Below are 25,861 nucleotides of genomic sequence, written 5' to 3' on the forward strand. Positions count from 1 at the left end.
CACCTGATGGGGTGAAGGGTTCGGAATGAAGAGTCCCGGATCTTCCTTTCTGCCCAACCTTGGGTCGCACGGACAACAGCCCCGTGCACCAAGGAGAGTTCGGTGGACAAGCAGGACGGCCGCTCGGCCGGTGAGCCGGGGGGCGTACGGCTCGACGACCCCTGGTACGACGCTCTCGCCTCCGGGTGGGGCGAGCTGGAGGGCGCGACGGAGGCGGCGGGCGAGTGGGACAGCAGGCAGCGACCCCGGCCGGTACCAGTACCGGAACAGCGGGCCGCGCCGCATGACGAGATCTACCTTGCGGTGCAACGAAGCGCGGCCTTCCAGGAGGTGCGCCGCCGCTACCGCCGGTTTGTCCTGCCCGGCACGGCGGTCTTCCTGGCCTGGTACCTCGCCTATGTAATTGCGGCGACCGCCGCGCCCGGCCTCATGGCCCACCGCGTCGCCGGCGCCCTGAACGTCGCGATGCTCGCCGGCCTCGGTCAGTTCGCCACGACGTTCCTGCTCACCTGGGCGTACGCGCGCCACGCCCGGCTGCGCAGGGACAGCGCGGCGCTCGACATCCGCTGGGAGACCCAGGAACTCACTGGAGGGAACATCCGGTGACCGACGACCACCAGACCCTCGCCTTGGTCCTGTTCAGCGTATTCATCGCCGTCACCCTGGCGATCACCACCTGGGTGAGCCGTCGCAGGCACGGCTCCGCCGAGGAGTTCTACGCGGGAGGGAGGCTCTTCTCTCCGATGGAGAACGGTTTCGCCATCGCGGGTGACTACATGTCCGCCGCTTCCTTCCTCGGTATTTCCGGACTGATCGCCCTCTTCGGCTACGACGGCCTGCTGTACTCGGTCGGCTTCCTCGTCGCCTGGCTCGTCGTCCTCTTCCTCGTCGCCGAACTGGTCCGCAACTGCGGCAGGTTCACCCTCGCCGATGTCGTCGCAGCCCGCATGCGGGAACGCCCCGTCCGTATCGCGGCCGGCGCGGCCTCCGTCACCGTGTCGGTGCTCTATCTGGTGGCACAGATGGTCGGGGCCGGCAGTCTGGTCGCTCTGCTTTTGGGGGGCGCGGGCCAGCAGGCCCGTACCTGGATGGTGATCGGCGTCGGTGCCTTGATGGTGGTCTACGTCGCCTTCGGTGGGATGCGCGCCACGACCTGGATCCAGATCGTCAAGGCCGTGCTCCTCATGGGCGGCGCCATCGCACTGACCGTCCTGGTACTGGTCCGGTTCCACGGCGACGTCAACGTGCTGCTGAACACCGCCGCCGAACGCAGCGGCCACGGCCGCGACTTCCTCGCACCGGGTCTCAAATACGGTGACGACTGGACCTCTCGGCTGGACTTCATCAGCCTTGGCGTCGCGCTCGTCCTGGGGACGGCCGGGCTGCCGCACATCCTCTCCCGCTTCTACACCGTCCCCACGGCGCGCTCCGCCCGTCGATCCGTCGTCTGGTCCATCGCGTTGATCGGTGGCTTCTACTTGATGACCATCGTGCTCGGGTTCGGTGCTGCGGCGGTGCTCGGCAGCGACGCCGTCAGGACGTCCAATACAGCCGGCAACACCGCCGTCCCGCTGCTGGCCCTCGACCTGGGAGGCGGCGCAGGTTCGACCGGCGGCACGGTTCTCTTCGCCGTGGTGGCGGCAGTCGCGTTCGCCACCATCCTGGCCGTGGTCGCCGGCATTACGCTCGCCTCATCGGCCTCCGTCGCGCACGACCTGTATGCCTCGCTACGGCGTCCGCGCGGCACGGCGCAGGATGCCCAGCGTGCCGAGGTGGCCGTGGCGCGCATTGCGGCGGTGGCCGTCGGCGCGGTCGCGATCGGCCTCGCCCTGCTCGCCCAGGACTTGAATGTCGCTTTCCTGGTGGGCCTGGCCTTCGCCGTTGCCGCATCGGCCAATCTTCCGGTCCTGCTGTACACGCTCTTCTGGCGCCGCTTCACGACCCGTGGCGCGGTGTGGTCCGTATACGGCGGTCTGATTCCGGCGATCACCCTGGTCGTTCTCTCACCGGTGGTCTCCGGCAGCCAGGAGTCACTTTTCCCCGGAATGGACTTCGCCCTCTTCCCGCTCGACAACCCCGGTGTCGTATCGATCCCGCTGGGCTTCCTGATGGGCTGGCTGGGAACGGTGCTCTCCCCGGAGGCCGCCGATGAGGCACGGCATGCAGAGACGGAGGTACGGGCGTTGACCGGGGCGGGGGCGGCTTAGGGCCTGTTCGATATATCAGGGTCGGACCGGTCCTGACGTCCGAGCGGACGGGGCGGGGCGCGGCAGCTGTGTGGTGCTTGGTTGCCGTGCTCATGCGTGGCGTTGGCTCTCCCGGCTAGACCCACTCGTAGCGGTGCTCGGGGCGGCCGGTCTCGCCATACCTGAGTGTGAGACGCACCCGCCCGGCGCGTTCCAGGAGTTTGAGGTAGCGCTGTGCGGTCTGTCGGCTCAGCCCCGCCTGGACGGCGACGTCCTGCGCCGACAGCGGGGCGTCCGCGGAGCGCAGCACCGAGCGCACACGGTCGGCGGTGGCGGTGGAGTGCCCCTTCGGCAACTCGGCGGGGCCCGCGTTGGCGGCCCCCAACGCTCCGAAGATCCGGTCCACTTCGGACTGCTCCGCCTTCCCGCCCCCCGCGAACGTACGGTGCAGCGCGGCGTAACCCATCAACTTGGAGCGCAGGCCCGCAAAGGTGAACGGTTTGACCAGGTACTGCAGCGCACCGTGGCGCATCGCGGCCTGCACGGTGGCGATATCGCGAGCCGCCGTGACCATGATCACGTCGGTGAGCAGGCCGCGCCGCCGCAGGTCGCCGACCAGTTGGAGCCCCGTTTTGTCGGGGAGGTAGTGGTCCAGAAGGATGAGATCGACAGCGTGCGTCTCGAGGGCTGCAAGAGCCTCGGCGGCCGTGTGCGCGAGGCAGCTGACACGGAAGCCCTCGACCTTGGCGACATACGCCGCGTTGATCTTCGCGACGTGCACATCGTCGTCCACGACCAGAACGTCGATCACCGGCCGGCCTCCGTGGCGCCTTCGGGGCGAAGAGTGTGCCCCTCGTCCCGTCTGGTGGGGTGGGTGCCCGTGACTGCTTCCTGGGCGGTTGCTTGACGCGCTCCGGAAAGCTCATCGGAGAGTGCGTCGGGGACCGTCACGGTGAACACAGCACCGCCACCGGGACGCTCGCCGACCTCGGCGCTGCCTCCGTAGCGCTCAGCGAGACGCCGTACGAGCGCCAGGCCGATGCCGCGTTGCCCGTGGGCCGGCGGTTCCTTGGTCGTCCAGCCGTCGGTGAAGATCTCTGCGCGACGTTCCTCGGGCACGCCCGGTCCGTTGTCGCTGACGCGCACGATGGCGGTGTGCCCGTCGGCGCGGACCTCCGCCTCCAGTTGCGCGTCGCGCTCGCCCGACGTGGCGTCCAGTGCGTTGTCGACGAGGTTGCCCAGGATGGTGACCAGGCTGTGTGGGTCGACCAGGCGGTCGGGCAGGTGCGTATGGGGGGAGAGGCTCAAGGAGACGCCGCGCTCGGTGGCGACGGTGGCCTTGCCCACCAGGAGGGCGGCCAGCAGCGGATCATGGATGCGCTCGGTGACCTGTTCCGCGGTCGCCCGATGCACGCCCACGGCCTGCGTCACAAAGTCCACCGCCTCCTCGTGCAGCCCGAGTTCGAGCAGGCCGAGGAGGGTGTGCAGCCGGTTGGCGTGCTCGTGGTCCTGGGCACGGAGGGCATCGATGAGGCCACGGGTGCCGTCCAGTTCGCGCCCCAGCCGCTCCAATTCAGTACGGTCGCGCAGGGTGATCACTGCACCGCCGTCGTCGGTCGGCATGCGGTTCGCCACAAGGACCCGCTGCCCGCTGACAGCCAGCAGGTCCGCCCCCGAAACGCGGCCGGCCAGGACGTCGGTCGTACGGCTCGGAGGCAGGGCCCCATCCAGGGGGCGGCCGATGTCCTCGGCACGGAGATCCAGGAGGCGCTGCGCCTCGTCGTTCATCAGGCGGATGCCGCCGCTCTGGTCGAGCGCGAGGAACCCTTCCCGGATGCCGTGCAGCATCGCCTCCCGCTCGACGAGCAGCGCGGAGATGTCGGAGAACGCCAGGTCGTGGGTGCGGCGCTGGAGCCGGCGGGAGACGAGATAGGCGGCGAGCGCGCCCACGGCGAGCGCCCCGCCCGCGTAGGCGAGCAGCTGCGGGACGGTGGAGAGCAGCCGTTCCTGCACGCTCTCGTACGCGATGCCGACGGAGACAGCTCCGACGACCTTGCCGTCGTCGTCACGGAGCGGGACCTTGCCGCGCGCGGAACGGCCGAGGGTGCCCTCGTCGATCTGCATCACCTCCTGGCCGGAGAGCGCGGCGCTCGGATCGGTCGAAACGTGGCGTCCGATCTCATCCGGGTCGGTATGGGACCAGCGCACGCCCCGCTTGTCCATGATCACCACGTACTCCGCACCGGTGGCGGCGCGAATCCGCTCCGCCTCGTTCTGCACGGGGCCGTGGCGCGTCGGACGGGAGGACTCCAGCGCATCGTCGAGGCGGGGCGCGGCTGCGGTGGTCTGCGCAATGGCGAGAGCCCGTCGCATCGCCTGATCGTCGAGCTGCGCACTGAGCGGGGCGAGGAACAGGCCGGTCGCCAGGGCCGTGACACCGGTGGCGATGGCCAGCTGGACCATGAGCACCTGGGAGAACACCCGCCGCGGCCATCCCAGCCGGGGCCTTGTCCGGCGCGTTGCGTGGGCGGCCGGTCCCTGGTCGGCCGGGACCGGAGAATCTGACGCTGGCCGGCCGTCAGCCGTGTGGGCGCTGCGGCCCGGCTCGTCGCTGGTGGTGCCGGGGGTCGTACCGGCAGGAAACGGCGCGGAGCCCGAGGGCTCGGCAGCGCTCGGGCGGGGAACCGATGCTTCCTTATCGCCCATACGAACGAACAGTAAGCGTGTGGATGGGCTGGCCGGTAATCCCTGACGGGGCGAATTCGGAGGGTGTCCGGGCGGCGACTCGAAGGTGACTCCGACGGTCGCGAGCCGCACTACGCGTCTCCTGCATGCCCGCCTTGGTCGGAGGCGGGTATGAAGAGCGCCCACCATCACGACCGCCCACGCCATGGCGTCGGCAATCACCGCAACGGCGACGGCGTGGCGACTCACGGCCGCGCCGCCGGTTCGTTCCGCTCGGGGCTCTCGGCCTTCAGTTCCTCCGTGTCATCCCCAGCAGCAGGCCGTCGATGCGGCCATGTCACCGTCGTCTCGCCGAGCGGTGGCAGACGGCTGGCGCCAGTGACGAAGACGCAGGTCAGGCACTCGTCAAAGGGCCGGGGGAGCGTCGGGAGGGGTTATCCACAGATCTTTCGGTCGCGGAGTGTGCGCACGTAATCTCTCACGGTGAAGCTGTTGGGTTGGTTTTGCGTCGGCGGTGAGGGGCCGACCGGGGCAGGGTGAGGTGCGCGATGAGGCGTGCGGAAGGGAGCGGCTATGCGGTTGACGGGGGAGGGCCACGAGGTCTGGCGCAAGTCGTGGAGGGCGGCGGGTTGTGTGCCGCTCGGTCGGCGGGCCAAGGGCGGACGAGCCCGACACAGGTGGTCGGTGCGATTGGATTGCCGTCTCACCTGGTCGTGGAGCAGCCGCCCGCTGCCGGGCGCCGTACGCGCGGCCGGCGCGGCCTCATGCGGCCGGAACGACAGCCGGATTCCGGACGGACGTCGGCTCGGTCCGTACGAGGGTCCGCACCTGTCTTCTGAGGCGGGTGGGGAAGTGCGGAGTGGTGACGTACCCGGCGAGAGTCCGGGGAAGCCCGCCAAGTCACCTGCCGACGGCCTGGGCCGTCCTGTGAGGCATGCCGCTCACCGCGCTGATCGAGACAACCGCCATACGCGCAGGTGGACCGAGCGGCGCACCACAGCTCGCGGGCGCCGCAGCACCATCGGCCCGCTGTTCGACGATGACCTGCCAGATGCGGCCGTCGGAGTGCGCAACGGTGACCGCCCAGGCGGCGGAGGCTCCGGCAATGGCCGTACGGCCGGGCGTCAGGCTGTCGGCAGACTTCGGTTCGGGCCACACCGTGTCGGTCCGTACGACATCGAGTGCGTCCGCCAGGTCCTCCCCGATCAGATCACGGATCGCGAGGTCGGCCGCCTGGCCCGGCCGGTCCCAGGCCGAGCGGCCACGGGTGTGGTCCACCGTGATCCGTCCGTCGCGCGCCGCCTCCACGGCCTCCTTGACCTGGGGGGCCGAGGCGCGTCCGTAGGCGTAGCCGTAGGGGAGGACGAAAAGGGTGGGGGAGAAGCGGTGGCCCCCGATGTGGGTGACCTCCCAGGCCTCGGTTCCGCAGGCGGCGAGTTCGGCGGCCAGTGGGCGGCCGAGCAGGGCACAGCAGCGGTCCCGCTTGCCGTTGGTGCACACAAGGACCAGGGGCTCACCGATGTACGGCTCCCAGAGGCCGTGGTGCTCTCCCGCTCCCAGGGACCCGAAGTCCAGCCCGAGGGCCGCCTGCGGGTCGGTGACGGTGGTCGTGCGGATCCAGGAACGTCCCGGCGCGGTGTGCGCAAGGAACAGCCGCCGCCGGGAGGCCCCATGACGGTCGGCATGGCGTCCCGGTCGGCGGATCAGGGCGACGCGTACGTCCGTCCCCGCTGCCGCGGCCTCCAAGGCCCGGCCGACGGCAGGGTCGAGGTGACTGTCCGTCAGCGCATGGGTGCCCCAGGGGCCCGGCTGCTCGATGAGCAGCCAGGTGCGGGCAGGGGCCGCGGTCCCGGCGAGAGATTCGGCCGATTCACGAGAAGTGGTGGCGCAGGTACTCACATAGGTGAGCCTAACCTCATCTGCCCTGTGCCGGATTCCGGGTGGTGCCCAGAGGGGTGATGGCGAACGGAATACCCCGTGGTGGCGAGGCCCCTTCGCGTGAGGTTCGGCGATGCCAGGACATGCCGTATCGGTGCTGGTGCTGCCGGAGTCCTGGGTCTGCCCGGGGCGGACCACCCTGCAGTGCTTCCCGTCACGGTAGCGGCTGAGGTGGGCGGGGGCCGTGGTACAGGCCGCTGGGGCGCATACGGAGGGGCGGTTCGGTGTATTCCTCCAGGGCGTGGGCGATCCAGCCGGCGGTGCGGGAGATGGCGAAGATTGTTTCGCCTGCCTCTGCCGGCATTCCCGCCGAGACGGTCAGTACGGCCAGCGCCAGGTCGACGTTGGCATGTAGCTCCGTGTGCCGGGCCGTGGTGGTGATATCGACGCGCCCCGCGGACTTGCGGGCGTCATCGTCACCGAGACCCAAGTGGGCGACGTCCGGGGCATCGAGGGCTTCTACCACTACCGCCAGTACTCCGCCGTCGAGCTGGCGACGGCCCGCACTTTCGAGGACGTCTGGTACCTGATGTTCCACGGGGAGCTGCCCGACGCGGCGCAGCTTGCGGCTTTCAGGGCCGGGACCGCAGCTCTGCGCACACTGCCCACGGCCGTACGCGACGCGCTGCCCGCCCTCGCCCATGCCGGTGTGCTCACCGGTCCGCTCGCCGGGCTGCGCACCGCGCTGTCGCTGCTCGGCGCCTCAGCCGGCTTCCGGCCGTTGTACGACGTCGACGCAGCCTGCCGACGCGCTGACGCGCTCGCCGCGTGCGCCGCCGTACCGACCCTGGTCACCGCGCTCCACCGGCTCGGCCAGGGCCTGCAGCCCGTCGAGCCTCGCGCCGATCTGAGCTACGCCGCCAACTACCTCTACATGCTCACCGGCGACGAGCCGGAGCCCGTCCGGGTCCGAGCCATCGAGGCATATCTGATCTCCACCATCGACCATGGCTTCAACGCCTCGACCTTCACCGCACGCGTCATCGCCTCCACCGGCGCCGACCTCGCGGCCTGCCTCGTCGGCGCCGTCGGTGCGCTCTCCGGGCCGCTGCACGGTGGAGCGCCCAGCCGCGCCCCGGACATGCTCGACGCCATCGGCACACCCGACCGCATCGACCCCTGGATCCGCGACCGCGTCCTGAGCGGCGACCGGATCATGGGGTTCGGTCACTCTGTCTACCGCACCGAGGACCCGCGCTCCACGATGCTGCGGGGTATTGCCCAGCAGTTCGGTGGGCCGCTGGTGGAATTCGCCGTCCAGGTGGAGGCGAGGGTCGAAGAGCTGCTGTCCGAGCTCAAGCCCGGCCGCGAGCTGCACATCAATGTGGAGCTCTACGCGGGCGTCGTCATGGAGCTGTGCGGACTGCCACGCGAGATGTTCACGCCCACCTTCTGCGCAGCCCGCGTGGTCGGCTGGAGCGCCAACATTCTGGAGCAGGCCGAGGACTCGAAGATCATTCGTCCGGCGGCCCGGTACGTCGGCCCGCCCCCGCCGCAGCCGCTGCCCGTCGCCGTGTCCCGCTAGCCGGGAGGCCGTAGGCGGTGCGGGGGCGAGCCGGGCTCGTGTCGCCGGCCTTCCGTTACGATCGACAGCTCGTCCGCCGCCGGTCCGCGCGGCCCGCCACCCGCACCATGGAGGCGCCCCCTTGGCCACGCAACAGATCCCGGTCGTCGTGCTCGCGGGCTTCCTCGGGTCGGGCAAGACCACGCTGCTGAACCATCTGCTCGGCACCGGCGACGGCACCCGTATCGGCGCGATCGTCAATGACTTCGGCAGCATCGAGATCGACGCCATGACCGTTGCCGGGCAGGTGGACTCGATGGTCTCGCTCGGCAACGGCTGTCTGTGCTGCGCGGTCGACACCAGCGAACTGGACACCTACCTGGAGCGCCTCGCTCGCTCCGCCGCCCGTATCGACGTGATCGTCATCGAGGCCAGTGGGCTGGCCGAGCCGCAGGAGCTCATCCGGATGATCCTCGCCAGTGACAACGACCGGATCGTCTACGGCGGGTTGATCGAGGTCGTCGACGCTGCGGAGTTCGAGGACACCAGGGCCCGGCATCCCGAACTGGACCGGCATGTGGGTATCGCCGACATCGTGGTACTCAACAAGGCCGATCGCATCGGCGACGCGGCGCGGCAGCACCTCATGGACACACTCGCGGACCTCGCTCCCGGCCGGCCCGTGATCTGCACGGCGTACGGGCGGATCGATCCCGAGCTGTTCTTCGACCGTGGACCGGGGGAGGACCACGACGCGGCCGTGCGCCAGCTGTCCTTCGAGGACCTGCTGCGCGAGACCGCGGCGAACGGGGACACCGCGCACGGCTCAGACGACCGGTGCGACCACGCCGATCACACGCACCACGCAGGTCACCTCCACGCCGCCTACCAGAGCGTGGAGTTCACCTCATCCGAGCCGATGCATCCGCGCCGCCTCATGGAATTCCTGGACAGCCGCCCTGCCGGCCTCTACCGCATCAAGGGCTTCGTCCACTTCGACGTACCGGAGAACCGCCAGAAGTTCACGGTGCACGCCGTCGGTGACTTCCTGCGCTTCTACCCCGCACCGTGGCCGAAGGGCGAAGAACGGTGCACCCAGCTCGTCATGATCGGCAGCGGTATCGACGCACCCGCCCTGCACAAGGAGCTGGGCAACTGCCGCGAGAGCGCACCGTCGGATGCCGACCAAAACAGCATGTGGGGCGTGCTGCGGTACGTGGCCGCACGCGAGGACATCGAAGACGAGTGACGCCGTCGGGCCGCTTCTCCACCGGCCCGACGGCGTCACCCACAACTGTCACGCGCCTGATGACACCGGCCCCGCCAGCACCGCCACCGGCTTCGTCAGCGGCAAACCCGAGCCGTCCCGCCGCGGATCCACCTCCGGCATCTCGACCGGAGTGCCCTTGGCATCCGCAGCCCGCACCGGTGCCGGCCCGACCCATGCCTGGATGAGAACGTCCTCGCCCTTCAGGAACCGCTGGCAGCGCACACCGCCGGTCGCCCGGCCCTTGCGCGGATACTGATCGAACGGGGTGAGCTTGGCCGTAGCCACCGAGTCGTCCAGCGTGCCGTGCGAGCCGGCGACCGTGAACACCATGGCCTCGGAGGCCGGATCGACCGCGGCGAACGCGATCACCTTCGCGCCCTCACCCAGCTTGACGCCCGCCATGCCACCCGCGGGCCGGCCCTGCGGCCGCACCTGCGACGCCGGATAGCGCAGCAGCTGCGCCTCGTTGGTGACGAAGACCAGATCCTCCTCACCGGTGCGCAGCTCGGCCGCGCCCACGATGCGGTCGCCGTCCTTGAGGGTGATGACCTCCAACTCCTCCTTGTTGGCGGGGTAGTCGGGCACCACCCGCTTGACGACGCCCTGCTCCGTGCCGAGCGCCAGGCCCGGTGAGGACTCGTCCAGCGTCGTCAGACAGATCAGCTCCTCGCCGTCCTCCAGCGTCACGAACTCGGAGAGCTGCGCACCACCGGAGAGACTGGGCGCCGCCGCGGTCTCCGGGAGCTGCGGCAGATCGATCACCGAGATCCGCAGCAGCCGGCCCAGCGACGTCACCGCGCCCACCTCGCCGCGGGTCGTCGCCGGGACCGCGGAGACGATGACATCGTGCTTGACGCGCTTGGCGTCGGCGTCGAACGGCACGTCCCCGGTGACCGTACGCGCCAGCAGCCCCGTAGAGGACAGCAGCACCCGGCACGGGTCGTCGGAGACCTCCAGCGGCACCGCGCCGACCGAGGTGCCCGCGGACTCCAGCAGGACCGTCCGCCGGTCCGTGCCGTACTTCTTCGCGACCGCGGCCAGCTCGCCGGACACCAGCTTGCGCAGTTCGGCGTCCGAATCCAGGATCTGCGTCAGCTTCTCGATCTCGTCCTGCAGCCGGTCACGCTCCGACTCCAGCTCGATACGGTCGAACTTGGTCAGCCGGCGCAGCGGGGTGTCGAGGATGTACTGCGTCTGGATATCGCTCAGTGAGAACCGCTCGATCAGCCGCTCCTTGGCCTGCGTGCTGTTGTCGCTGGAGCGGATGAGCCGGATCACCTCGTCGATGTCCACCAGGGCCGTCAGCAGGCCCTCGACCAGGTGGAGACGGTCGCGCCGCTTGCCGCGCCGGTACTCGCTGCGCCGCCGCACCACATTGAAGCGGTGGTCGACGTAGACCTCCAGCAGCTCCTTGAGGCCCAGCGTCAGCGGCTGGCCGTCCACCAGCGCGACGTTGTTGATGCCGAAGGACTCCTCCATCGGCGTGAGCTTGTAGAGCTGCTCCAATACGGCCTCGGGGTTGAAGCCGTTCTTGATCTCGATCACCAGCCGCAGGCCGTGCTTGCGGTCGGTGAGGTCCTTGACGTCTGCGATGCCCTGGAGCTTCTTCGAGCCGACCAGGTCCTTGATCTTGGAGATGACCTTCTCGGGGCCGACCGTGAAGGGGAGTTCGGTGACGACCAGGCCCTTGCGGCGGGCGGTGACGTTCTCCACCGTGACCGTCGCACGGATCTTGAACGTGCCGCGGCCCTTCTCGTAGGCGTCCCGTACGCCGCCGAGGCCCACGATCCGGCCGCCCGTCGGCAGATCCGGACCCGGCACGAAGCGCATCAGGGTGTCGAGATCGGCGTTGGGATGCTTGATCAGATAGCGGGCGGCGGCGATCACTTCGCCCAGATTGTGCGGCGGCATGTTCGTCGCCATACCGACGGCGATGCCGGACGTGCCGTTGACCAGGAGGTTGGGATACGCGGCAGGGAGGGTGACCGGTTCCTGCTCCTGGCCGTCGTAGTTCGGTGCGAAGTCGACGGTGTCCTCGTCGATGGACTCCGTCATCAGGGATGTCGCGGACGCCATCCGGCACTCGGTGTACCGCATCGCGGCGGGCGGGTCGTCATTGCCCAGCGAACCGAAGTTGCCGTGGCCGTCAACCAGCGGGAGCCGCATCGAGAACGGCTGCGCCATGCGCACCAGAGCGTCGTAGATCGACGCGTCGCCGTGCGGATGGAGCTTACCCATCACCTCGCCGACGACGCGGGCGCACTTGACGTAGCCGCGATCGGGCCGCAGCCCCATCTCGTTCATCTGGTACAGGATGCGGCGGTGCACGGGCTTGAGACCGTCGCGGGCGTCCGGCAGGGCGCGCGAGTAGATGACCGAATACGCGTACTCGAGGAAGGAACCCTGCATCTCGTCGACGACGTCGATGTCGAGGATCCTCTCCTCGAAGTCGTCCGGCGGCGGGGTCTTCGTGCTGCGGCGGGCCATCGCGGCTGCGGCTCCTTCTGCTGCGTCTACTGCCGAGGTCGGGGAGGCGACATCGGAACAACGGTCAACCAGTCGGGTCAACCAGCTGAGGGATCGACCCGCGAGTGTGTCTGAGTCTGACGCGGACCATTGTGGACCGCCCCACTGACAATGCCGACCGCGACTCCCCCCTTCGGCTCCTGTGGGGGCCGAGCACGGTGCACGTTCGGGGCCGGTCGCACGGGAACTTCGCCAGATGTCGATCCGCTTGCATACAGTGACAGAACTTCCTCGCAAGCAGATCGAAGGGACGTACATGCCCATGGGTCACACGGCCACAGAACAAGCCGGCTCCGGCGGCCTGACAGCGACCGAGCACCGGCTGGCCAACGGCCTGCGCGTGGTGCTCTCCGAAGACCACCTGACCCCGGTCGCAGCGGTCTGCCTGTGGTACGACGTCGGCTCCCGCCACGAGGTCAAGGGCCGTACGGGCCTGGCTCACCTCTTCGAGCACCTGATGTTCCAGGGCTCCGCGCAGGTGAAGGGCAACGGCCACTTCGAGCTGGTGCAGGGCGCCGGCGGTTCGCTCAACGGCACCACGAGCTTCGAGCGCACCAACTACTTCGAGACCATGCCCGCCCACGAGCTGGAGCTCGCGCTCTGGCTGGAGGCGGACCGGATGGGCTCGCTGCTGACCGCGCTCGACGACGACTCCATGGAGAACCAGCGCGACGTCGTCAAGAACGAGCGCCGCCAGCGCTACGACAATGTCCCCTACGGCACGGCCTTCGAGAAGCTGACGGCCATGGCGTATCCGGAGGGCCACCCGTACCACCACACGCCCATCGGGTCGATGGCCGATCTGGACGCGGCCTCTCTGGAGGACGCGCGGGCGTTCTTCCGGACGTATTACGCGCCCAACAACGCCGTCCTCTCGATCGTCGGCGACATCGACCCCGAGCAGACGCTCGCCTGGGTGGAGAAGTACTTCGGCTCGATCCCGGGCCACGACGGCAAGCAGCCGCCGCGGGACGGCACGCTGCCCGACGTCATCGGCGGCGAGCTCCGCGAGGTCGTCGAGGAGGACGTGCCCGCCCGTGCCCTGATGGCGGCCTACCGTCTGCCGCACGACGGCACCCGTGAGGCGGACGCAGTGGACCTCGCGCTGACCGTCCTGGGTGGCGGCGAGTCCTCCCGCCTGTACAACCGGCTGGTGCGCCGCGACCGCAGCGCCGTGGCGGCCGGCTTCGGCCTGCTGCGGCTGGCCGGCGCGCCCTCGCTGGGCTGGCTGGACGTGAAGACCTCCGGCGGCGTGGAGGTCCCCGGCATCGAGCGGGCGGTCGACGAGGAGCTGGCCCGCTTCGCCGCCGAGGGCCCGACCCCGGAGGAGATGGAGCGGGCACAGGCCCAGCTGGAGCGCGAATGGCTGGACCGGCTGGCCACGGTCAACGGCCGCGCCGATGAACTGTGCCGCTTTGCCGTCCTGTTCGGGGACCCGCAGCTCGCGCTGACCGCCGTGCAGCGCGTTCTGGAGATCACCCCCGAGGAGGTGCAGGCGGTCGCCAAGGCCCGGCTGCGCCCCGACAACCGCGCGGTGCTCGTCTACGAGCCGACCGAGCCGACCGACGCCGCCGACACCGAGGAAGGGGAGGCGGACCAGTGAGCGACGCCACCACCCGCGCCGATTCCCCCGTGAGCAGCATGGACTTTCACCCGCAGCCCCAGGGCGGCGCGCCCAAGCCGTGGGCCTTCCCGGCCCCCGACCGCAGCCAACTGCCCAACGGGCTCACCCTCCTGACCAGCCACCGCCCCGGCCAGCAGGTCGTCGCCGTCGAGATCAACCTCGTCGCTCCGCTGGACGCCGAACCGGAGGGCCTGGACGGCGTCGCCACGATCATGGCGCGGGCCCTGTCCGAGGGCACCGACAAGCATGACGCGGAGGAGTTCGCCGCCGAGCTGGAACGCTGCGGCGCCACTTTGGACGCGCACGCCGACCACCCCGGCGTACGGGTCTCCCTCGAGGTGCCGGCGTCGCGGCTGCCGCGTGCGCTCGGCCTGCTCGCCGACGCGCTGCGCGCGCCCGCCTTCCCGGAGAGCGAGGTCGAGCGGCTGGTGCGCAACCGTCTCGACGAGATCCCGCACGAGCTCGCCAACCCGGCCCGGCGTGCCGCGATGGCGCTGTCCAAGGAACTGTTCCCGGCCACGTCCCGTATGTCGCGGCCGCGCCAGGGCACCGAGGAGACCGTCGTACGCATCGACGCCCCGGCCGTCCGTGCCTTCTACGACGCCCACATGCGGCCCGCCACGGCCACCGCCGTCATCGTCGGTGACTTCACCGGGGTCGACCTGGCCGCCGCGCTCGCCGAGACCCTCGGTGTTTGGAGCGGCTCGACGGCCGAGCCGCTGAAGGCCTCCCCGATCGTCGCCGACGACACCGGCCGCGTGGTGATCGTGGACCGCCCCGGTGCCGTCCAGACGCAGCTGCTCATCGGCCGTATCGGTGCCGACCGGCACGACCGGGTGTGGCCCGCGCAGGTCCTCGGCACGTACTGCCTGGGCGGCACCCTCACCTCCCGACTGGACCGCGTACTGCGGGAGGAGAAGGGCTACACCTACGGGGTGCGCGCCTTCGGCCAGGTGCTTCGCTCCACCGCTCCCACGTCCCCCGAGGGGGCCACGGGCGCCGCGCTGCTCGCCATCAGCGGCTCGGTGGACACCGCCTCCACCGTCCCGGCGCTCGACGACCTGTGGAAGGTGCTGCGCACCCTCGCGGCAGAGGGGCTGACGGACGACGAGCGGGATGTCGCCGTACAGAACCTCGTCGGGGTCGCGCCGCTGAAGTACGAGACCGCGGCAGCCGTCGCGGGCACTCTCGCCGATCAGGTGGAGCAGCACCTTCCGGACGATTTCCAGGCGCAGTTGTACGCCCGCCTCGCGGAGACCGGCACGGTCGAGGCGACCGCGGCGGCGGTCAACGCCTTCCCCATGGACCGGCTGGTGACGGTCCTGGTGGGCGATGCGGCACAGATCGCCGAGCCCATCAAGGCGCTGGGCATCGGTGAGGTGACGGTCGTCAGTGGCTAGTCCCGTCATGTGACGGAAGGTCACATATCGACAAAGCGGCTCCCGTGGCGATCGCCCGCCACGGGAGCCGCTGTATGTCCGGTTTATCTCGACCGGCGCCCCGGTTCTTGTGGCATCCCGCACAAAAAAGCAGTTCTGTTTGCCGATTGAAAGTTGCCCCGTTTAGCGTCGGTCCGGCTGTTCGTCACAAGTCCGCCACAACCGTGGCACCGGACAGTCATCGCCGAGTCCCCGTACGGCGCGAGCCAGGGGAGCCGGGGACCCAGTGTCCCTTGGGGTGAATCGGACTCCCCTCCGGAGGAGCCCGTAGGAGACCTTCCTGCTCCGAACCCGTCAGCTAACCCGGTAGGCGAGAAGGAAGGAAAGGACAAGCCAGTACATGGCGTTCATCCGTGCCACCGGGAAGCACCGTCGTGCGAGCCGCCCCGTTCGTACGACCCGCAACATCGCCGGCATAGCCACCCTCGCGGCGGGCGGCGTTGTCGCCTCCGTGGCCTCGCCGGCGCTGGCGGCCACGGACGAAGCCCGCACCCACGACACCGGTCTGCAGCAGGCCGTCGTGCTGGGTGACGAGCTCGCCGGCCGTGTCGCGGCCCAGGCCGACGCGCAGCAGGCCGAAGCGGAGGCCGCGGCGGCGAAGGCGAAGGCCGAGGCCGTGGCCAAGAAGCAGGCCGAAGAGGCCAAGCGGCGCGTCGAGGCCGCTCGCAAGGCCAAGGAGCGCGCCGCCCGCGAGGCGGAGCGCAAGCGCCTCAACACCTTTGTCGCCCCCGTGGCCAACTCCTACGTCTCCACCGCGTACAAGGCCTCCAGTGGACTGTGGTCCTCGGGCAGCCACACCGGCATCGACTTCCATGCCGCCTCCGGCACCACCGTCCACGCCGTCGGCAGTGGCACCGTCGTCGAGGCGGGCTGGGGCGGCTCGTACGGCAACAACATCGTGATCAAGATGAACGACGGTACGTACACCCAATACGGTCACCTGTCGTCGCTCGGTGTCTCGGTCGGCCGGCACGTCACCTCGGGCCAGCAGATCGGCCTCTCCGGCGCCACCGGTAACGCCACCGGCCCGCACCTGCACTTCGAGGCCCGTACCGGCGCCGACTACGGCTCGGACATCGACCCGGTCGCGTACCTGCGCTCGCACGGCGTCAACGTCTGATCTCCCGTCTCGCCCGGCCGCGCGCCTCGCGGTGCCCGCGTCGGCCCGAGCGTCCGCCCGAAGCCCCGGCCCCACGGCCGGGGCTTCGGCGTATCCGGGAGTGGGACGAGTGCACCGGATACGCCGTGTGGCCCGCGACTTCTGGCCAAAAAATATCCATGAATAACCGGAGTCCGTCGGAAAAGCCGTTGCGGTCGAATAGAGTCACGGAAAAGTCGCCGACCGGCGGCGTTTCCAGGGGATTACGGCGGAGGCACGGAAGATGCGAGGCCATATTTCCGCGCATGCGGTGTGCACAGCGATTCGCGACGACATTGTCTCCGGTGCGCTGGCGCCGGGGAGCCGGCTGATCGAAGAGATCCTGGCGGCCCGGTACGGCGTCTCCAGAGTGCCGGTCCGTGAAGCGCTGCGCACGCTGCAGTCCGAAGGGTTCGTCACCACCCGCCACCATGCGGGCGCCTGCGTCGCCCAGCCCACCGAGCAGGAGTCCGCCGATCTCCTCGACGTCCGCGCCCTGTTGGAGCCGCTGGGTGCCGCCCGCGCGGCCGCCCGTCGCAGCCCGGCCCACCTCAAGGTGCTCCGCGGTCTGGTACGGCTCGGCCGCGAGCGGGCCCGTCACGGCAACCCCGCGGATCTGCGCCAACTGGACGGCTGGTTCCACGAGACGCTGGCCCAAGCGGCCGGCAGCCCCAGTCTGACGGCGTTGCTGACCCAGCTGCGGCGCAAGATCGAGTGGATGTACGCCGTGGAACTGCCCGCCCGCGCCGGGGAGTCCTGGGATGAACACGGCGCGGTGCTGGACGCGGTGGCCCGGGGGGATGCGGAGCGGGCCCGCGCCCTGATGGCGGCTCATGTCGAGCGCTCACTCCCGGTGTACCGGCTCCGGCACCCCGCCAAGACGGAGGTGAGGGATCCGAAACCGCCCGTCAACACGGCGCGCGCCCGTCCTTAACAATCGCCCCGTATACAAAGAAGTGCCAAATGGACTTCGGTGGCGCGCGGTGGCGTTCTCTTTTCGGCCCGTCCGCAGTTTTATTGTGCTGCCTCCATTGCCGCATTCGGGGCAATGAATAGCGCACGCTTTTTCTTGCGTCCCGACGATATCGGGCCATCCGGAAATTCAACGCGTTCAATGCATCCGTGCGGTGATTCGCGTACGGCCCATACCGTAAGCGCGCACCCCGATATCCCGGGCACTGCGGACGGAATCCGGCACAGCGGACGGAACTCGGCACAGCGAAACGGCCCCGCCGCGGCAACCGGTCACCGGTCGCCGCGGCGGGGCCGCCGCATGCAGCAGAGTCCTGGCGGGCTCAGACGGTCTCGGGGAGCTCCTCGAGACCCTCGGCGACGAGCTTGGCCAGGCGGTCGAGCGCGACCTCGGCACCTTCGGCGTCGGAGGCCAGCACGATCTCCTCGCCGCCCTGGGCGCCCAGGCCCAGGACCGCGAGCATGGAGGCCGCGTTGACGGGGTTGCCATCAGCCTTGGCGATCGTCATCGGGACGCCGGAGGCGGTGGCCGCACGGACGAAGATCGACGCGGGGCGGGCGTGCAGGCCCTCGGCCCAACCGACATTGACGCGGCGCTCAGCCATGGTGTTGCCCTTCAAAGTCGTGACTGTTGTCTAGACCAGTCTCTCACGCTGCCGACAGTGCTCCGCAGCCCTTTGTCCTGGCCTTTTGCGGCCATTGGTCCCCCCAGGGGAGGTCCGGCAGACCGACCGGACCGTACGTCCATACGGCGTCCCCAGCCTGCCCCGCACCCCGAGCGTACGCGCGCCGAGCCGGTTGTCGGTGGCCGGTCGTACGCTGTCCGCATGCAGAAGCCGCCGGACCACGCATACCCGACCCACTGGGAAGCCGACGTGGTGCTGCGCGACGGAGGCACGGCGCGGATCCGCCCCATCGCCCCGGACGACGCCGAGCGGCTGGTCTCCTTCTACGAACAGGTCTCCGACGAGTCGAAGTACTACCGATTCTTCGCGCCCTACCCGCGCCTGTCCGACCGCGATGTGCACCGTTTCACCCACCACGACTACGTCGACCGGGTCGGGCTCGCGGCCATCGTCGGCGGCGAGTTCATCGCCACCGTCCGCTACGACCGGATCAACGACCAGGGGTTGCCCGCCAAGGACCCCGAGGACGACCAGGCCGAGGTCGCCTTCCTCGTCCAGGACGCCCACCAGGGCCGCGGTGTGGCCTCCGCCCTCCTGGAGCACATCGCTGCCGTCGCCCGCGAACGCGGCATTCGCCGGTTCGCCGCCGAGGTGCTCCCCGCGAACTCCAAGATGATCAAAGTGTTCACGGACGCCGGCTACACCCAGAAGCGCACCTTCGAAGACGGTGTGGTCCGCCTGGAGTTCGATCTGGAGCCGACCGAGCAGTCCATGGCCGTGATGCGCGGCCGCGAGCAGCGCGCCGAGGCCCGCTCCGTACAACGGCTGCTCGCCCCGGGCTCGGTCGCCGTCATCGGTGCCGGCCGGGCCCCCGGCGGCGTCGGCCGTACCGCCCTGCGCAGCCTCCTGGAATCCGGCTTCACGGGCCGTGTGCACGCCGTCAACCACGCCTTCCCCGAGGACATGCAGCGGCTGCTTCCCGAAGACGTGCCGGCCGTCCGCGCCCTGCAGGAGATCCCCGACCCGGTGGACCTCGCCGTCATCGCCGTCCCAGCGGACAGCGTCCCCGACGTGGTCCGCGACTGCGGCGAACACGGCGTCCAGGGCGTGCTGATCCTGTCCTCCGGTTACGCCGAGGCGGGCTTGGAGGGGCGGGAGCGGCAGCGCGCCCTGCTCGGGCAGGCCCGCTCGTACGGCATGCGGCTCATCGGGCCCAACGCCTTCGGCCTCATCAATACCGCCCCCGACGTCCGGCTGAACGCCTCCCTCGCCCCCCAGATGCCCGGCGCCGGCCACATCGGTCTGTTCACCCAGTCCGGTGCCATCGGTATCGCCCTGCTCAGTGGACTGCATGCGCGCGGTCCCGGCGACGGCGGTATCGCCGGAATCTCCGCCTTTGTCTCGGCCGGCAATCGCGCCGACGTCTCCGGCAACGACCTGCTCCAGTATTGGTACGACGACCCGGACACCGACGTCGTGATCCTCTATCTGGAGTCCATCGGCAACCCGCGCAAGTTCGCCCGGCTCGCCCGCCGCACCGCCGCCGTCAAACCGGTCGTGGTCGCCAAGGGTGCCCGGCACAACGGCACCGCACCGCCCGGCCACGCCGTGCCCACGGTCCGTGTCCCGGACAGCACCGTCGCCGCCCTGATGCGCCAGGCCGGCGTGATCCGCGTCGATACGGTCACGGAGCTGATCGACGCCGGTCTGCTGCTGGCCTCCCAGCCACTGCCGGCCGGCCCGCGCATCGCCATCCTCGGCAACTCCGAGTCGCTGGCGCTGCTCGCGTACGACGCCTGCCTGACCGAACGGCTGCGTCCGCAGAGCCCCCGGGTACTGCCCTCCGCCGCGACACCGGACGACTTCCGGGCCGCGCTCGCCGAGGCACTGTCCGGTGACGGCTGCGATGCCGTGGTCGTCACGGCCATCCCCTGGGTGGGGGAGGGGGCCGCCGTCTCCCCGGCCGACAGCGAGGGCGCCGCACTCGCCGCCGCGCTGCGCACCGCGGCCGAGGCGCATCCGGAGAAGCCGGTGACGGTCGTCCACCTCGCCATGGACGATCTGGCCGAGACACTCGCCGCACCGGCACCGGCACCGGCACCGGCGCAGTCGCCCGAGCCCGAGCCCGCAGCCCCCGACCCCGTTCGCGTCGAGTCGACCGGCCCCGCGGACCCGGTCCCCGCGCCCGCCGCCCGCCCCGCGGAGCCCCCGCTGCCCGCCCACAACCCGTCGAACCGCGCACGCCCCCTGATCCCCCCGGGCCCGCCGCCCAACCTCGCCGCACGGCAGCCGGCCCCGTCCCGTGACGCCGCCACCGCGCACCGGCCCCGCCCCTCCCCCCTCCGCATCCCCGCCTACCCGGCCGCCGAGCGCGCCGTGCGCTCCCTCGCCGAGGCCGTCCGCTACGCCGCATGGCGCCGGGAGGCCGCCGAGCCAGGCCGGGTGCCCGAGTACGACGACATCCAGGAGGCGGCGGCCGGCGCCGACATCGAGCGCCTGCTCAACCGGCTCACCCCCGACGCCCCCACGGGCCGTTCCGTCCCGGTGCCTCCCCAGGACGCCGAGGCCCTGCTCGCCCGCTACGGCATCCACACCCGGCCCGTCCTCCCGGCCCCCGACCCGGACACCGCCGTCCGCGCCGCCGCCCGCCTCGGCTATCCGGTGGCCCTCAAAACCACCGCGCCCCATCTACGCCATCGCGCCGATCTCGGCGGAGTACGTCTGGACATCGCGGGCGAGTCCGAACTCCGCCGTACATACGCCGAATTGACCGACTTCCTCGGCTCCCCGGAAGAGCTGCGTCCGGTCGTCCAGTCGATGGTGCCGCGTGGCGTCGACACAGTCATCCGTGCCGCCATCGACCCGGCCGCCGGTGCCGTTCTCTCCTTCGGCCTGGCCGGGGCGCCCTCCCAACTGCTCGGCGATATCGCCCACCGCCTTATCCCCGCCACCGACCGCGAGGTCGCCGAGCAGATCCGCTCGATCCGCGCCGCCCCGTTGCTGTTCGGCTGGCGCGGCTCCCAGCCCGTCGACACCGCGGCGCTGGCCGAGGTGCTCCTGCGCGTCTCCCGGCTCGTCGACGACCACCCCGAGGTCGTCGGCGTCGACCTCGAACCGGTCGTCGTCGCCGCCCACGGCCTCTCCGTACTGGGGGCGACCGTGCGCCTGGCCCGGGCCCCTGCCACCACTGACCTCGGCCCCCGCCGGCTGCCCGTCTACTGAGGCTCTCGTGGCCCGGTACGCCCCGTAAGATGGACCCCATGGCTAAGACCGGTACGACGACCCAGGGGCTGCGCGCGGCGATCGAGCGCAGCGGCTATTACCCGACGCTCGTGGCCGAGGCGGTGCAGGCCGCGGTCGGCGGGGAGCCCGTGGTGTCGTACCTCGTCCATCAGGAGACGACCTTCGATGCCAACGAGGTCCGCCGCCATGTCACGGTCCTGGTCCTGACCGGCACCCGCTTCATCGTCAGCCACACCGACGAGCAGGCCGCCGACGCCACCTCCCCGTCGCCGTACGCCACCACCTCCACCGAGTCCGTCAAGCTGGGCCGGATCTCCTCCGTGGTACTCAGCCGGGTGGTCGCCAACCCCGAGTCGTACACACCTGGCCAGCTGCCCCGCGAGGTCGTGCTCACCATCGGCTGGGGCGCGGTCGCCCGCCTGGACCTGGAGCCCGCCGCCTGCGGTGACCCCAACTGCGAGGCGGACCACGGCTACACGGGCTCCTCCACCGCCGACGACCTCTCGCTGCGGGTCAGTGAAGCCGGTGACGGACCGGACTCGGTGCGCGAGACGCTCACCTTCGCCCAGGCGCTCTCCGAGGCCACCGCGGCCACCCCCTCCCCCCGCTGATGGTCCACATCGCCCCCGCCTGGCCGGAACCCGAACCGCTCGACCCGCTCGGCGCCCCGGTGCCGCAGTACGGCACCGGTTCCCTCGCCGATCTGCTGCCCACCATCGCCACGGGGCTCGGGGTGACCGACCTCGCCACCACGATGGAGCTGGCCCCCGCCGACCGGGCCTGTGTCTTCCTGATCGACGGCCTCGGCTGGGAGCTGCTGCGCGCCCACCCGGAGGAGGCGCCGTTTCTCACCTCACTCCTGGGCACGTCGTTCAACGGCAGCGGCCGCCCCCTCACCGCAGGGTTCCCGTCCACCACCGCCACCTCCCTCGCCTCGGTCGGCACCGGCCTGCCACCGGGCGCCCATGGCCTGCCCGGATACACCTGCGAGGACCCGGCCACCGGCAGCCTGATGAACCAGCTGCGCTGGTATCCGTGGACCGACCCGTATGTCTGGCAGCCGTATCCGACGGTCTTCCAGCGTGCGGACGCCGCCGGTGTCCACACCTGCCAGGTCTCCGCGCCGAACTTCCAGCACACTCCGCTCACCCAGGTCGCGCTCAGCGGCGGCACGTTCCACGGCCGGCTCTCCGGCGAGGAGCGGATGGACCTCGCCGCCGAGCAGCTCGCCGCCGGTGACCGTTCGCTGGTCTACACGTACTACTCCGAGGTGGACGGCAAGGGTCACCGCTACGGCGTCAACTCCGATGCCTGGCGTGGCCAGTTGATGTACGTCGACCGGCTCGCCCAGCGGCTGGCGGAACAACTGCCGCCGCGCAGCGCGCTCTACATCACCGCCGACCACGGCATGATCGATATCCCCTTCGATCCCGATTCCCGGATCGACTTCGACGAGGACTGGGAACTGCGCGCCGGCGTACGCCTGTTGGGCGGCGAGGGCCGGGCCCGCCATGTGTACGCCCACCCGGGCGCGGCCGCGGACGTGCTCGCCGTATGGCGCGAGGTGGTCGGCGAGCAGATGTGGGTGGCGAGCCGCGAAGAGGCCATCGCCGCGGGGTGGTTCGGGCCGCATGTCGACGACCGGGTGCGTGCCCGGATCGGCGATGTCGTGGCGGCCGCGCACGCCGACATGGTGATCATCGCGACCGAGCGGGAGCCCCGTGAATCGGAGATGGTCGGGATGCATGGCTCGATGACCCCGATGGAGCAGCTGGTGCCGCTTCTGGAAGTCCGCACCTGACCCGCACGGCCCGTCGCCCGCGCGCTGCCCCGCCCCCCTCCGTACGAGCCCGAAAGGCCCGCAACTTCCCATGCCCGAGCTGGTGTTCTTCTCCGGAACGATGGACTGCGGAAAGTCGACACTTGCTCTGCAGATCGAGCACAACCGCTCCTCCCGTGGTCTGCAGGGCATGATCTACAGCCGCAACGACCGGGCCGGCCGCGGCAAGCTCTCCTCCCGCCTCGGCCTGGTCACCGAGGCCGTCGAGGCGGCGCACGACATGGACTTCTACACACATGTCGTCGGCCACCTCTCCGCCGGCGGACGGGTCGACTACGTCATTGCCGACGAGGCACAGTTCCTCGCCCCCGAACAGGTCGACCAGCTCGCCCGCGTCGTCGACGACCTCGAACTGGACGTCTTCGCCTTCGGTATCACCACCGACTTCCGCAGCAAGCTCTTCCCCGGCTCCCAGCGACTGGTCGAACTGGCCGACCGCATAGAGGTACTGCAGGTCGAGGCGCTGTGCTGGTGCGGCGCCCGCGCCACGCACAACGCCCGTACGGTCGACGGCAGGATGGTCGTCGAGGGTGCGCAGGTCGTGGTCGGCGATGTCGTCGGCGAGGTGGACGGCCCACAGGCCGTGGTCGGTTACGAGGTGCTGTGCCGGCGTCACCACCGTCGCCGCCAGACCTCGGCAACCGCCCGCGCGGCCGCGCTCTCCCCGGACGTACTGCCGGTCGACAGCGCGCGGTAGGACCGGCCGCCGGCGGCGGGGCCGAGCGTGCGGCGAGCCCGGGGGAGGGGCGGGTGCAACAGCCCGTTGTCCGCGGCCGGAAGGCGTGCGGACACTCACTGTGGACGCCGGGCGGAACCTGGTGTGACAGCCCCTCAGTTCCGCTGGATGATCGTGAAGACGGCGCCCTCGCTGTCGGCGACCGTCGCCAGCCGGCCGTGCGCGGAGTCCCGGGCGGCATGCAGCACCTGCCCGCCCAGCTCGGTGACCCGCCGGGCCGCCGCGTCCGTGTCGGGGACGGCGAAGTACGTCATCCAGTGGGAGCCCCGGTCGCGTGGCAGGGCGTTGCCCACGCCGTGGATACCGGCCACCGGGTGGTCCTTGAGATGCAGCGTCAGATAGTCGAAGTCGGCCGAGACCACGGGCTCCGCCTCGTAGCCGAAGACATGCTCGTAGAACGTCAGGACGGAGCTCGTGTCCCGGGTGACCAGCTCGTTCCATGCCGGGGTGCCCGGCTCCCCGGTGATGGTGGTGCCCGTCATCGACCTGCCCTGCCAGATTCCGAAGATCGCCCCCTCGGGATCGGAGGCGATCGCCATCCGTCCCGTGTCGTCGTCCGCATCCAGCGGCCCGACGCCCACCGTCCCACCGCAGGAACGGATCTGCTCGGCGGTCGCATCCGCGTCATCGCTGGCCAGATACGTGGTCCAGGCGACCGGGAGGTGGCGGTCGGGTGCCAGCTCGCCGACGCCGGCGACTTCCCGGCCGTTGAGGAAGGCCCGGGCGTACGGACCGAAATGCTGCGGTCCCGGGCGGAACTCCCAGCCGAACAGCGCGCCGTAGAACTCCTGCGTCGCGGAAAGGCTGTGGGCCAGGAGGCTCACCCAGCAGGGCGCGCCGGGCATCCGCCGGGTCGCTGCCTCGGTCGTCATTGTCACTCTCTCCTCGGAGCGTCGGGTGCTGACCATGTGCGCTACGGGCGCGGGTCCCCAGCAGATGCTCGCACCCTGTGACCTGGTGAGCGCCCCGGCCGCGCCGTCCATGGCAGGTTCGCGAGGGAGAATGTCCGTTTTGACGTTTCCCATCCGCCTCAGAGGCGTTACCGCAGGACGTAACTGCGTCATACGGAGGGTGGGCACCTACCTTCTGTACGTAGCTGTCGCTACGCAAGGATGAGTCCCATGAATGCCATCATCACCGCTACCGAACTCGTGAGCGAGTTGGCGCAACCCCCCGCTCCGGTGCTCCTGGACGTCCGTTATCAACTCGGTGGACCGCCCGGCCGTCCCGTGTACGAGGCCGGCCATGTGCCCGGCGCGGTCTATGTCGACCTCGACAGCGAACTCGCCTCGCCTCCCGGTCCGGGTGGCCGGCACCCGCTCCCCGACCTCGATGTGTTCACCGATGCCATGCGGGCCGCCGGCGTCCGCGCGGACCGCCCCGTGGTCGTCTACGACGGCGGCCAGGGCTGGGCGGCCGCCCGTGCCTGGTGGCTGCTGCGCTGGACCGGCCACCCCGATGTGCGCGTCCTGGACGGCGGTCTCACCGCCTGGCAGGCGGCCGGTGGCGCCATGAGCGTCGATCAACCGGCTCCGCAGGAAGGTGACTTCACTCCGGTACCGGGTGGGCTGCCGCTGCTGCGGGCGGACGACGCGGCCGCCGTGGCCCGCCGCGGAGTCCTGCTGGACGCGCGGGCCGCCGAGCGCTACCGCGGCGAGGTCGAGCCCATCGACAAGGTCGCCGGCCATATCCCGGGCGCCGTGTCCGCCCCGACGACCGAGAACGTCGTCGAGGGCGGCACCGTCTTCCGCGACGCGTCGGAACTGGCCGAGCGCTTCGCGTCGCTGGGCGCCACGGCGGGGGTGGAGGTCGGTGTGTACTGCGGCTCCGGCGTCTCCGCCGCCCAACAGGTACTGGCCCTCGCGGTCGCGGGCGTCCCCGCCGCCCTGTACGTCGGCTCCTGGAGCGAGTGGTCCGGCGATCCGTCCCGTCCGGTCGCCACCGGCCCGCAGCCCGGCTGAGCCCCCGCCGGGGCCCGTAACAGGGCGTCGTACAAAGCCGTGGGCCCCCGCCCAGCCAACAGGGGGGGGGCGGACCGGGGGGGTTGGGGCGGGTGGGGCCCCACGGGCGCCCCCGTAAAACCGCTTCTTTGGCCCGGGGGCGAAGACGATATCATCCCAACAGGGCACCCCCG

19 protein-coding genes, 1 pseudogene and 1 riboswitch are annotated in these 25,861 nt (G+C 70.6%); of the genes and pseudogenes, 13 read left to right on the top strand and 7 right to left on the bottom strand.

Annotated elements, in window-relative coordinates; genetic code table 11:
* Window positions 1–102 precede the first annotated feature (102 nt).
* Window positions 103–606, top strand: a complete 504-nt coding sequence (locus ACGFWI_RS30840; RefSeq protein WP_393909333.1) for a DUF485 domain-containing protein — start codon at window positions 103–105, stop codon at window positions 604–606.
* Window positions 603–2,207 (top strand): cation acetate symporter, encoded by a 1,605-nt coding sequence (locus ACGFWI_RS30845; protein ID WP_393909334.1) that lies wholly within the window; start codon window positions 603–605, stop codon window positions 2,205–2,207. Before ACGFWI_RS30840 ends, ACGFWI_RS30845 begins: the two co-directional genes overlap by 4 nt.
* A 115-nt stretch (window positions 2,208–2,322) precedes the next feature.
* On the opposite strand, the gene ACGFWI_RS30850 is transcribed toward ACGFWI_RS30845, so the two are convergent.
* The 4 genes and pseudogenes from ACGFWI_RS30850 to ACGFWI_RS30865 form a co-directional block, all read right to left on the bottom strand.
* Entirely contained in the window at window positions 2,323–2,997 is a 675-nt protein-coding gene (locus ACGFWI_RS30850; RefSeq protein WP_393909335.1) for a response regulator, read from the bottom strand.
* Window positions 2,994–4,649: an ATP-binding protein gene (locus ACGFWI_RS30855; RefSeq protein WP_393909352.1), complete on the bottom strand. Its 1,656-nt coding sequence runs from the start codon at window positions 4,647–4,649 to the stop codon at window positions 2,994–2,996. The genes ACGFWI_RS30850 and ACGFWI_RS30855 overlap by 4 nt, the downstream gene beginning before the upstream one ends.
* A gap of 1,122 nt (window positions 4,650–5,771) precedes the next feature.
* Window positions 5,772–6,770, bottom strand: a complete 999-nt coding sequence (locus ACGFWI_RS30860; RefSeq protein ID WP_393909336.1) for a sucrase ferredoxin — start codon at window positions 6,768–6,770, stop codon at window positions 5,772–5,774.
* 193 nt (window positions 6,771–6,963) lie between these two features.
* Window positions 6,964–7,191, bottom strand: a pseudogene (locus tag ACGFWI_RS30865) (citrate/2-methylcitrate synthase); the annotation flags it as partial.
* On the opposite strand from ACGFWI_RS30865, the gene ACGFWI_RS30870 reads away from it, so the two are divergent.
* Window positions 7,171–8,334: a citrate synthase/methylcitrate synthase gene (locus tag ACGFWI_RS30870; RefSeq protein WP_393909337.1), complete on the top strand. Its 1,164-nt coding sequence runs from the start codon at window positions 7,171–7,173 to the stop codon at window positions 8,332–8,334. The pseudogene ACGFWI_RS30865 and the gene ACGFWI_RS30870 sit on opposite strands and share 21 nt — an antisense overlap.
* 121 nt (window positions 8,335–8,455) lie before the next feature.
* Window positions 8,456–9,562, top strand: coding sequence for a CobW family GTP-binding protein (locus tag ACGFWI_RS30875; protein ID WP_393909338.1), 1,107 nt, complete (start codon window positions 8,456–8,458; stop codon window positions 9,560–9,562).
* Between the two features lie 48 nt (window positions 9,563–9,610).
* On the opposite strand, the gene ACGFWI_RS30880 is transcribed toward ACGFWI_RS30875, so the two are convergent.
* A complete protein-coding gene (locus ACGFWI_RS30880; RefSeq protein WP_393909339.1) occupies window positions 9,611–12,070 on the bottom strand; it encodes a DNA topoisomerase (ATP-hydrolyzing) subunit A in 2,460 nt (819 codons plus the stop codon).
* Between the two features lie 301 nt (window positions 12,071–12,371).
* Between ACGFWI_RS30880 and ACGFWI_RS30885 the strand changes: the two genes are divergently transcribed.
* The 4 genes from ACGFWI_RS30885 to ACGFWI_RS30900 all read left to right on the top strand — a co-directional run bounded on the left by ACGFWI_RS30885 (window position 12,372) and on the right by ACGFWI_RS30900 (window position 17,244).
* Window positions 12,372–13,712 (top strand): M16 family metallopeptidase, encoded by a 1,341-nt coding sequence (locus tag ACGFWI_RS30885; protein WP_393909353.1) that lies wholly within the window; start codon window positions 12,372–12,374, stop codon window positions 13,710–13,712.
* Between the two features lie 38 nt (window positions 13,713–13,750).
* Window positions 13,751–15,133 carry a M16 family metallopeptidase gene (locus ACGFWI_RS30890; RefSeq protein ID WP_393909354.1) on the top strand — a complete coding sequence of 461 codons (1,383 nt, stop codon included), beginning with the start codon at window positions 13,751–13,753 and terminating at the stop codon, window positions 15,131–15,133.
* 211 nt (window positions 15,134–15,344) lie between these two features.
* A riboswitch (cyclic di-AMP (ydaO/yuaA leader) is annotated at window positions 15,345–15,500 on the top strand.
* Window positions 15,501–15,512: 12 nt separating this feature from the next.
* The gene (locus ACGFWI_RS30895) at window positions 15,513–16,292 is read left to right on the top strand and encodes a M23 family metallopeptidase (protein WP_393909340.1); all 780 of its coding nucleotides are present in this window, start codon (window positions 15,513–15,515) and stop codon (window positions 16,290–16,292) included.
* A 262-nt stretch (window positions 16,293–16,554) separates the two neighbouring features.
* The gene (locus ACGFWI_RS30900) at window positions 16,555–17,244 is read left to right on the top strand and encodes a GntR family transcriptional regulator (protein ID WP_393909341.1); all 690 of its coding nucleotides are present in this window, start codon (window positions 16,555–16,557) and stop codon (window positions 17,242–17,244) included.
* Window positions 17,245–17,605: 361 nt separating this feature from the next.
* Here the strand turns inward: ACGFWI_RS30900 and ACGFWI_RS30905 are convergent, their stop codons facing one another.
* Window positions 17,606–17,887 carry an HPr family phosphocarrier protein gene (locus ACGFWI_RS30905; protein WP_033267424.1) on the bottom strand — a complete coding sequence of 94 codons (282 nt, stop codon included), beginning with the start codon at window positions 17,885–17,887 and terminating at the stop codon, window positions 17,606–17,608.
* Between the two features lie 222 nt (window positions 17,888–18,109).
* On the opposite strand from ACGFWI_RS30905, the gene ACGFWI_RS30910 reads away from it, so the two are divergent.
* The 4 genes from ACGFWI_RS30910 to ACGFWI_RS30925 all read left to right on the top strand — a co-directional run bounded on the left by ACGFWI_RS30910 (window position 18,110) and on the right by ACGFWI_RS30925 (window position 23,688).
* Window positions 18,110–21,130 (top strand): GNAT family N-acetyltransferase, encoded by a 3,021-nt coding sequence (locus ACGFWI_RS30910; protein ID WP_393909342.1) that lies wholly within the window; start codon window positions 18,110–18,112, stop codon window positions 21,128–21,130.
* Between the two features lie 38 nt (window positions 21,131–21,168).
* Window positions 21,169–21,762, top strand: coding sequence for a DUF5998 family protein (locus ACGFWI_RS30915; RefSeq protein WP_393909343.1), 594 nt, complete (start codon window positions 21,169–21,171; stop codon window positions 21,760–21,762).
* Window positions 21,762–22,952: an alkaline phosphatase family protein gene (locus tag ACGFWI_RS30920; RefSeq protein WP_393909344.1), complete on the top strand. Its 1,191-nt coding sequence runs from the start codon at window positions 21,762–21,764 to the stop codon at window positions 22,950–22,952. The genes ACGFWI_RS30915 and ACGFWI_RS30920 overlap by 1 nt, the downstream gene beginning before the upstream one ends.
* A 70-nt stretch (window positions 22,953–23,022) precedes the next feature.
* Window positions 23,023–23,688 carry a thymidine kinase gene (locus tag ACGFWI_RS30925; protein ID WP_393909345.1) on the top strand — a complete coding sequence of 222 codons (666 nt, stop codon included), beginning with the start codon at window positions 23,023–23,025 and terminating at the stop codon, window positions 23,686–23,688.
* A gap of 134 nt (window positions 23,689–23,822) precedes the next feature.
* Here the strand turns inward: ACGFWI_RS30925 and ACGFWI_RS30930 are convergent, their stop codons facing one another.
* Window positions 23,823–24,599, bottom strand: coding sequence for a VOC family protein (locus ACGFWI_RS30930; RefSeq protein ID WP_393909346.1), 777 nt, complete (start codon window positions 24,597–24,599; stop codon window positions 23,823–23,825).
* Between the two features lie 249 nt (window positions 24,600–24,848).
* Between ACGFWI_RS30930 and ACGFWI_RS30935 the strand changes: the two genes are divergently transcribed.
* On the top strand, window positions 24,849–25,688 hold the full coding sequence (locus tag ACGFWI_RS30935; RefSeq protein WP_393909347.1) for a sulfurtransferase: 840 nt from the start codon (window positions 24,849–24,851) through the stop codon (window positions 25,686–25,688).
* The last annotated feature ends 173 nt before the right edge of the window (window positions 25,689–25,861 follow it).

It is taken from the genome of Streptomyces sp. NPDC048434 (genome assembly GCF_043200375.1).
Lineage (GTDB): Bacteria > Actinomycetota > Actinomycetes > Streptomycetales > Streptomycetaceae > Streptomyces.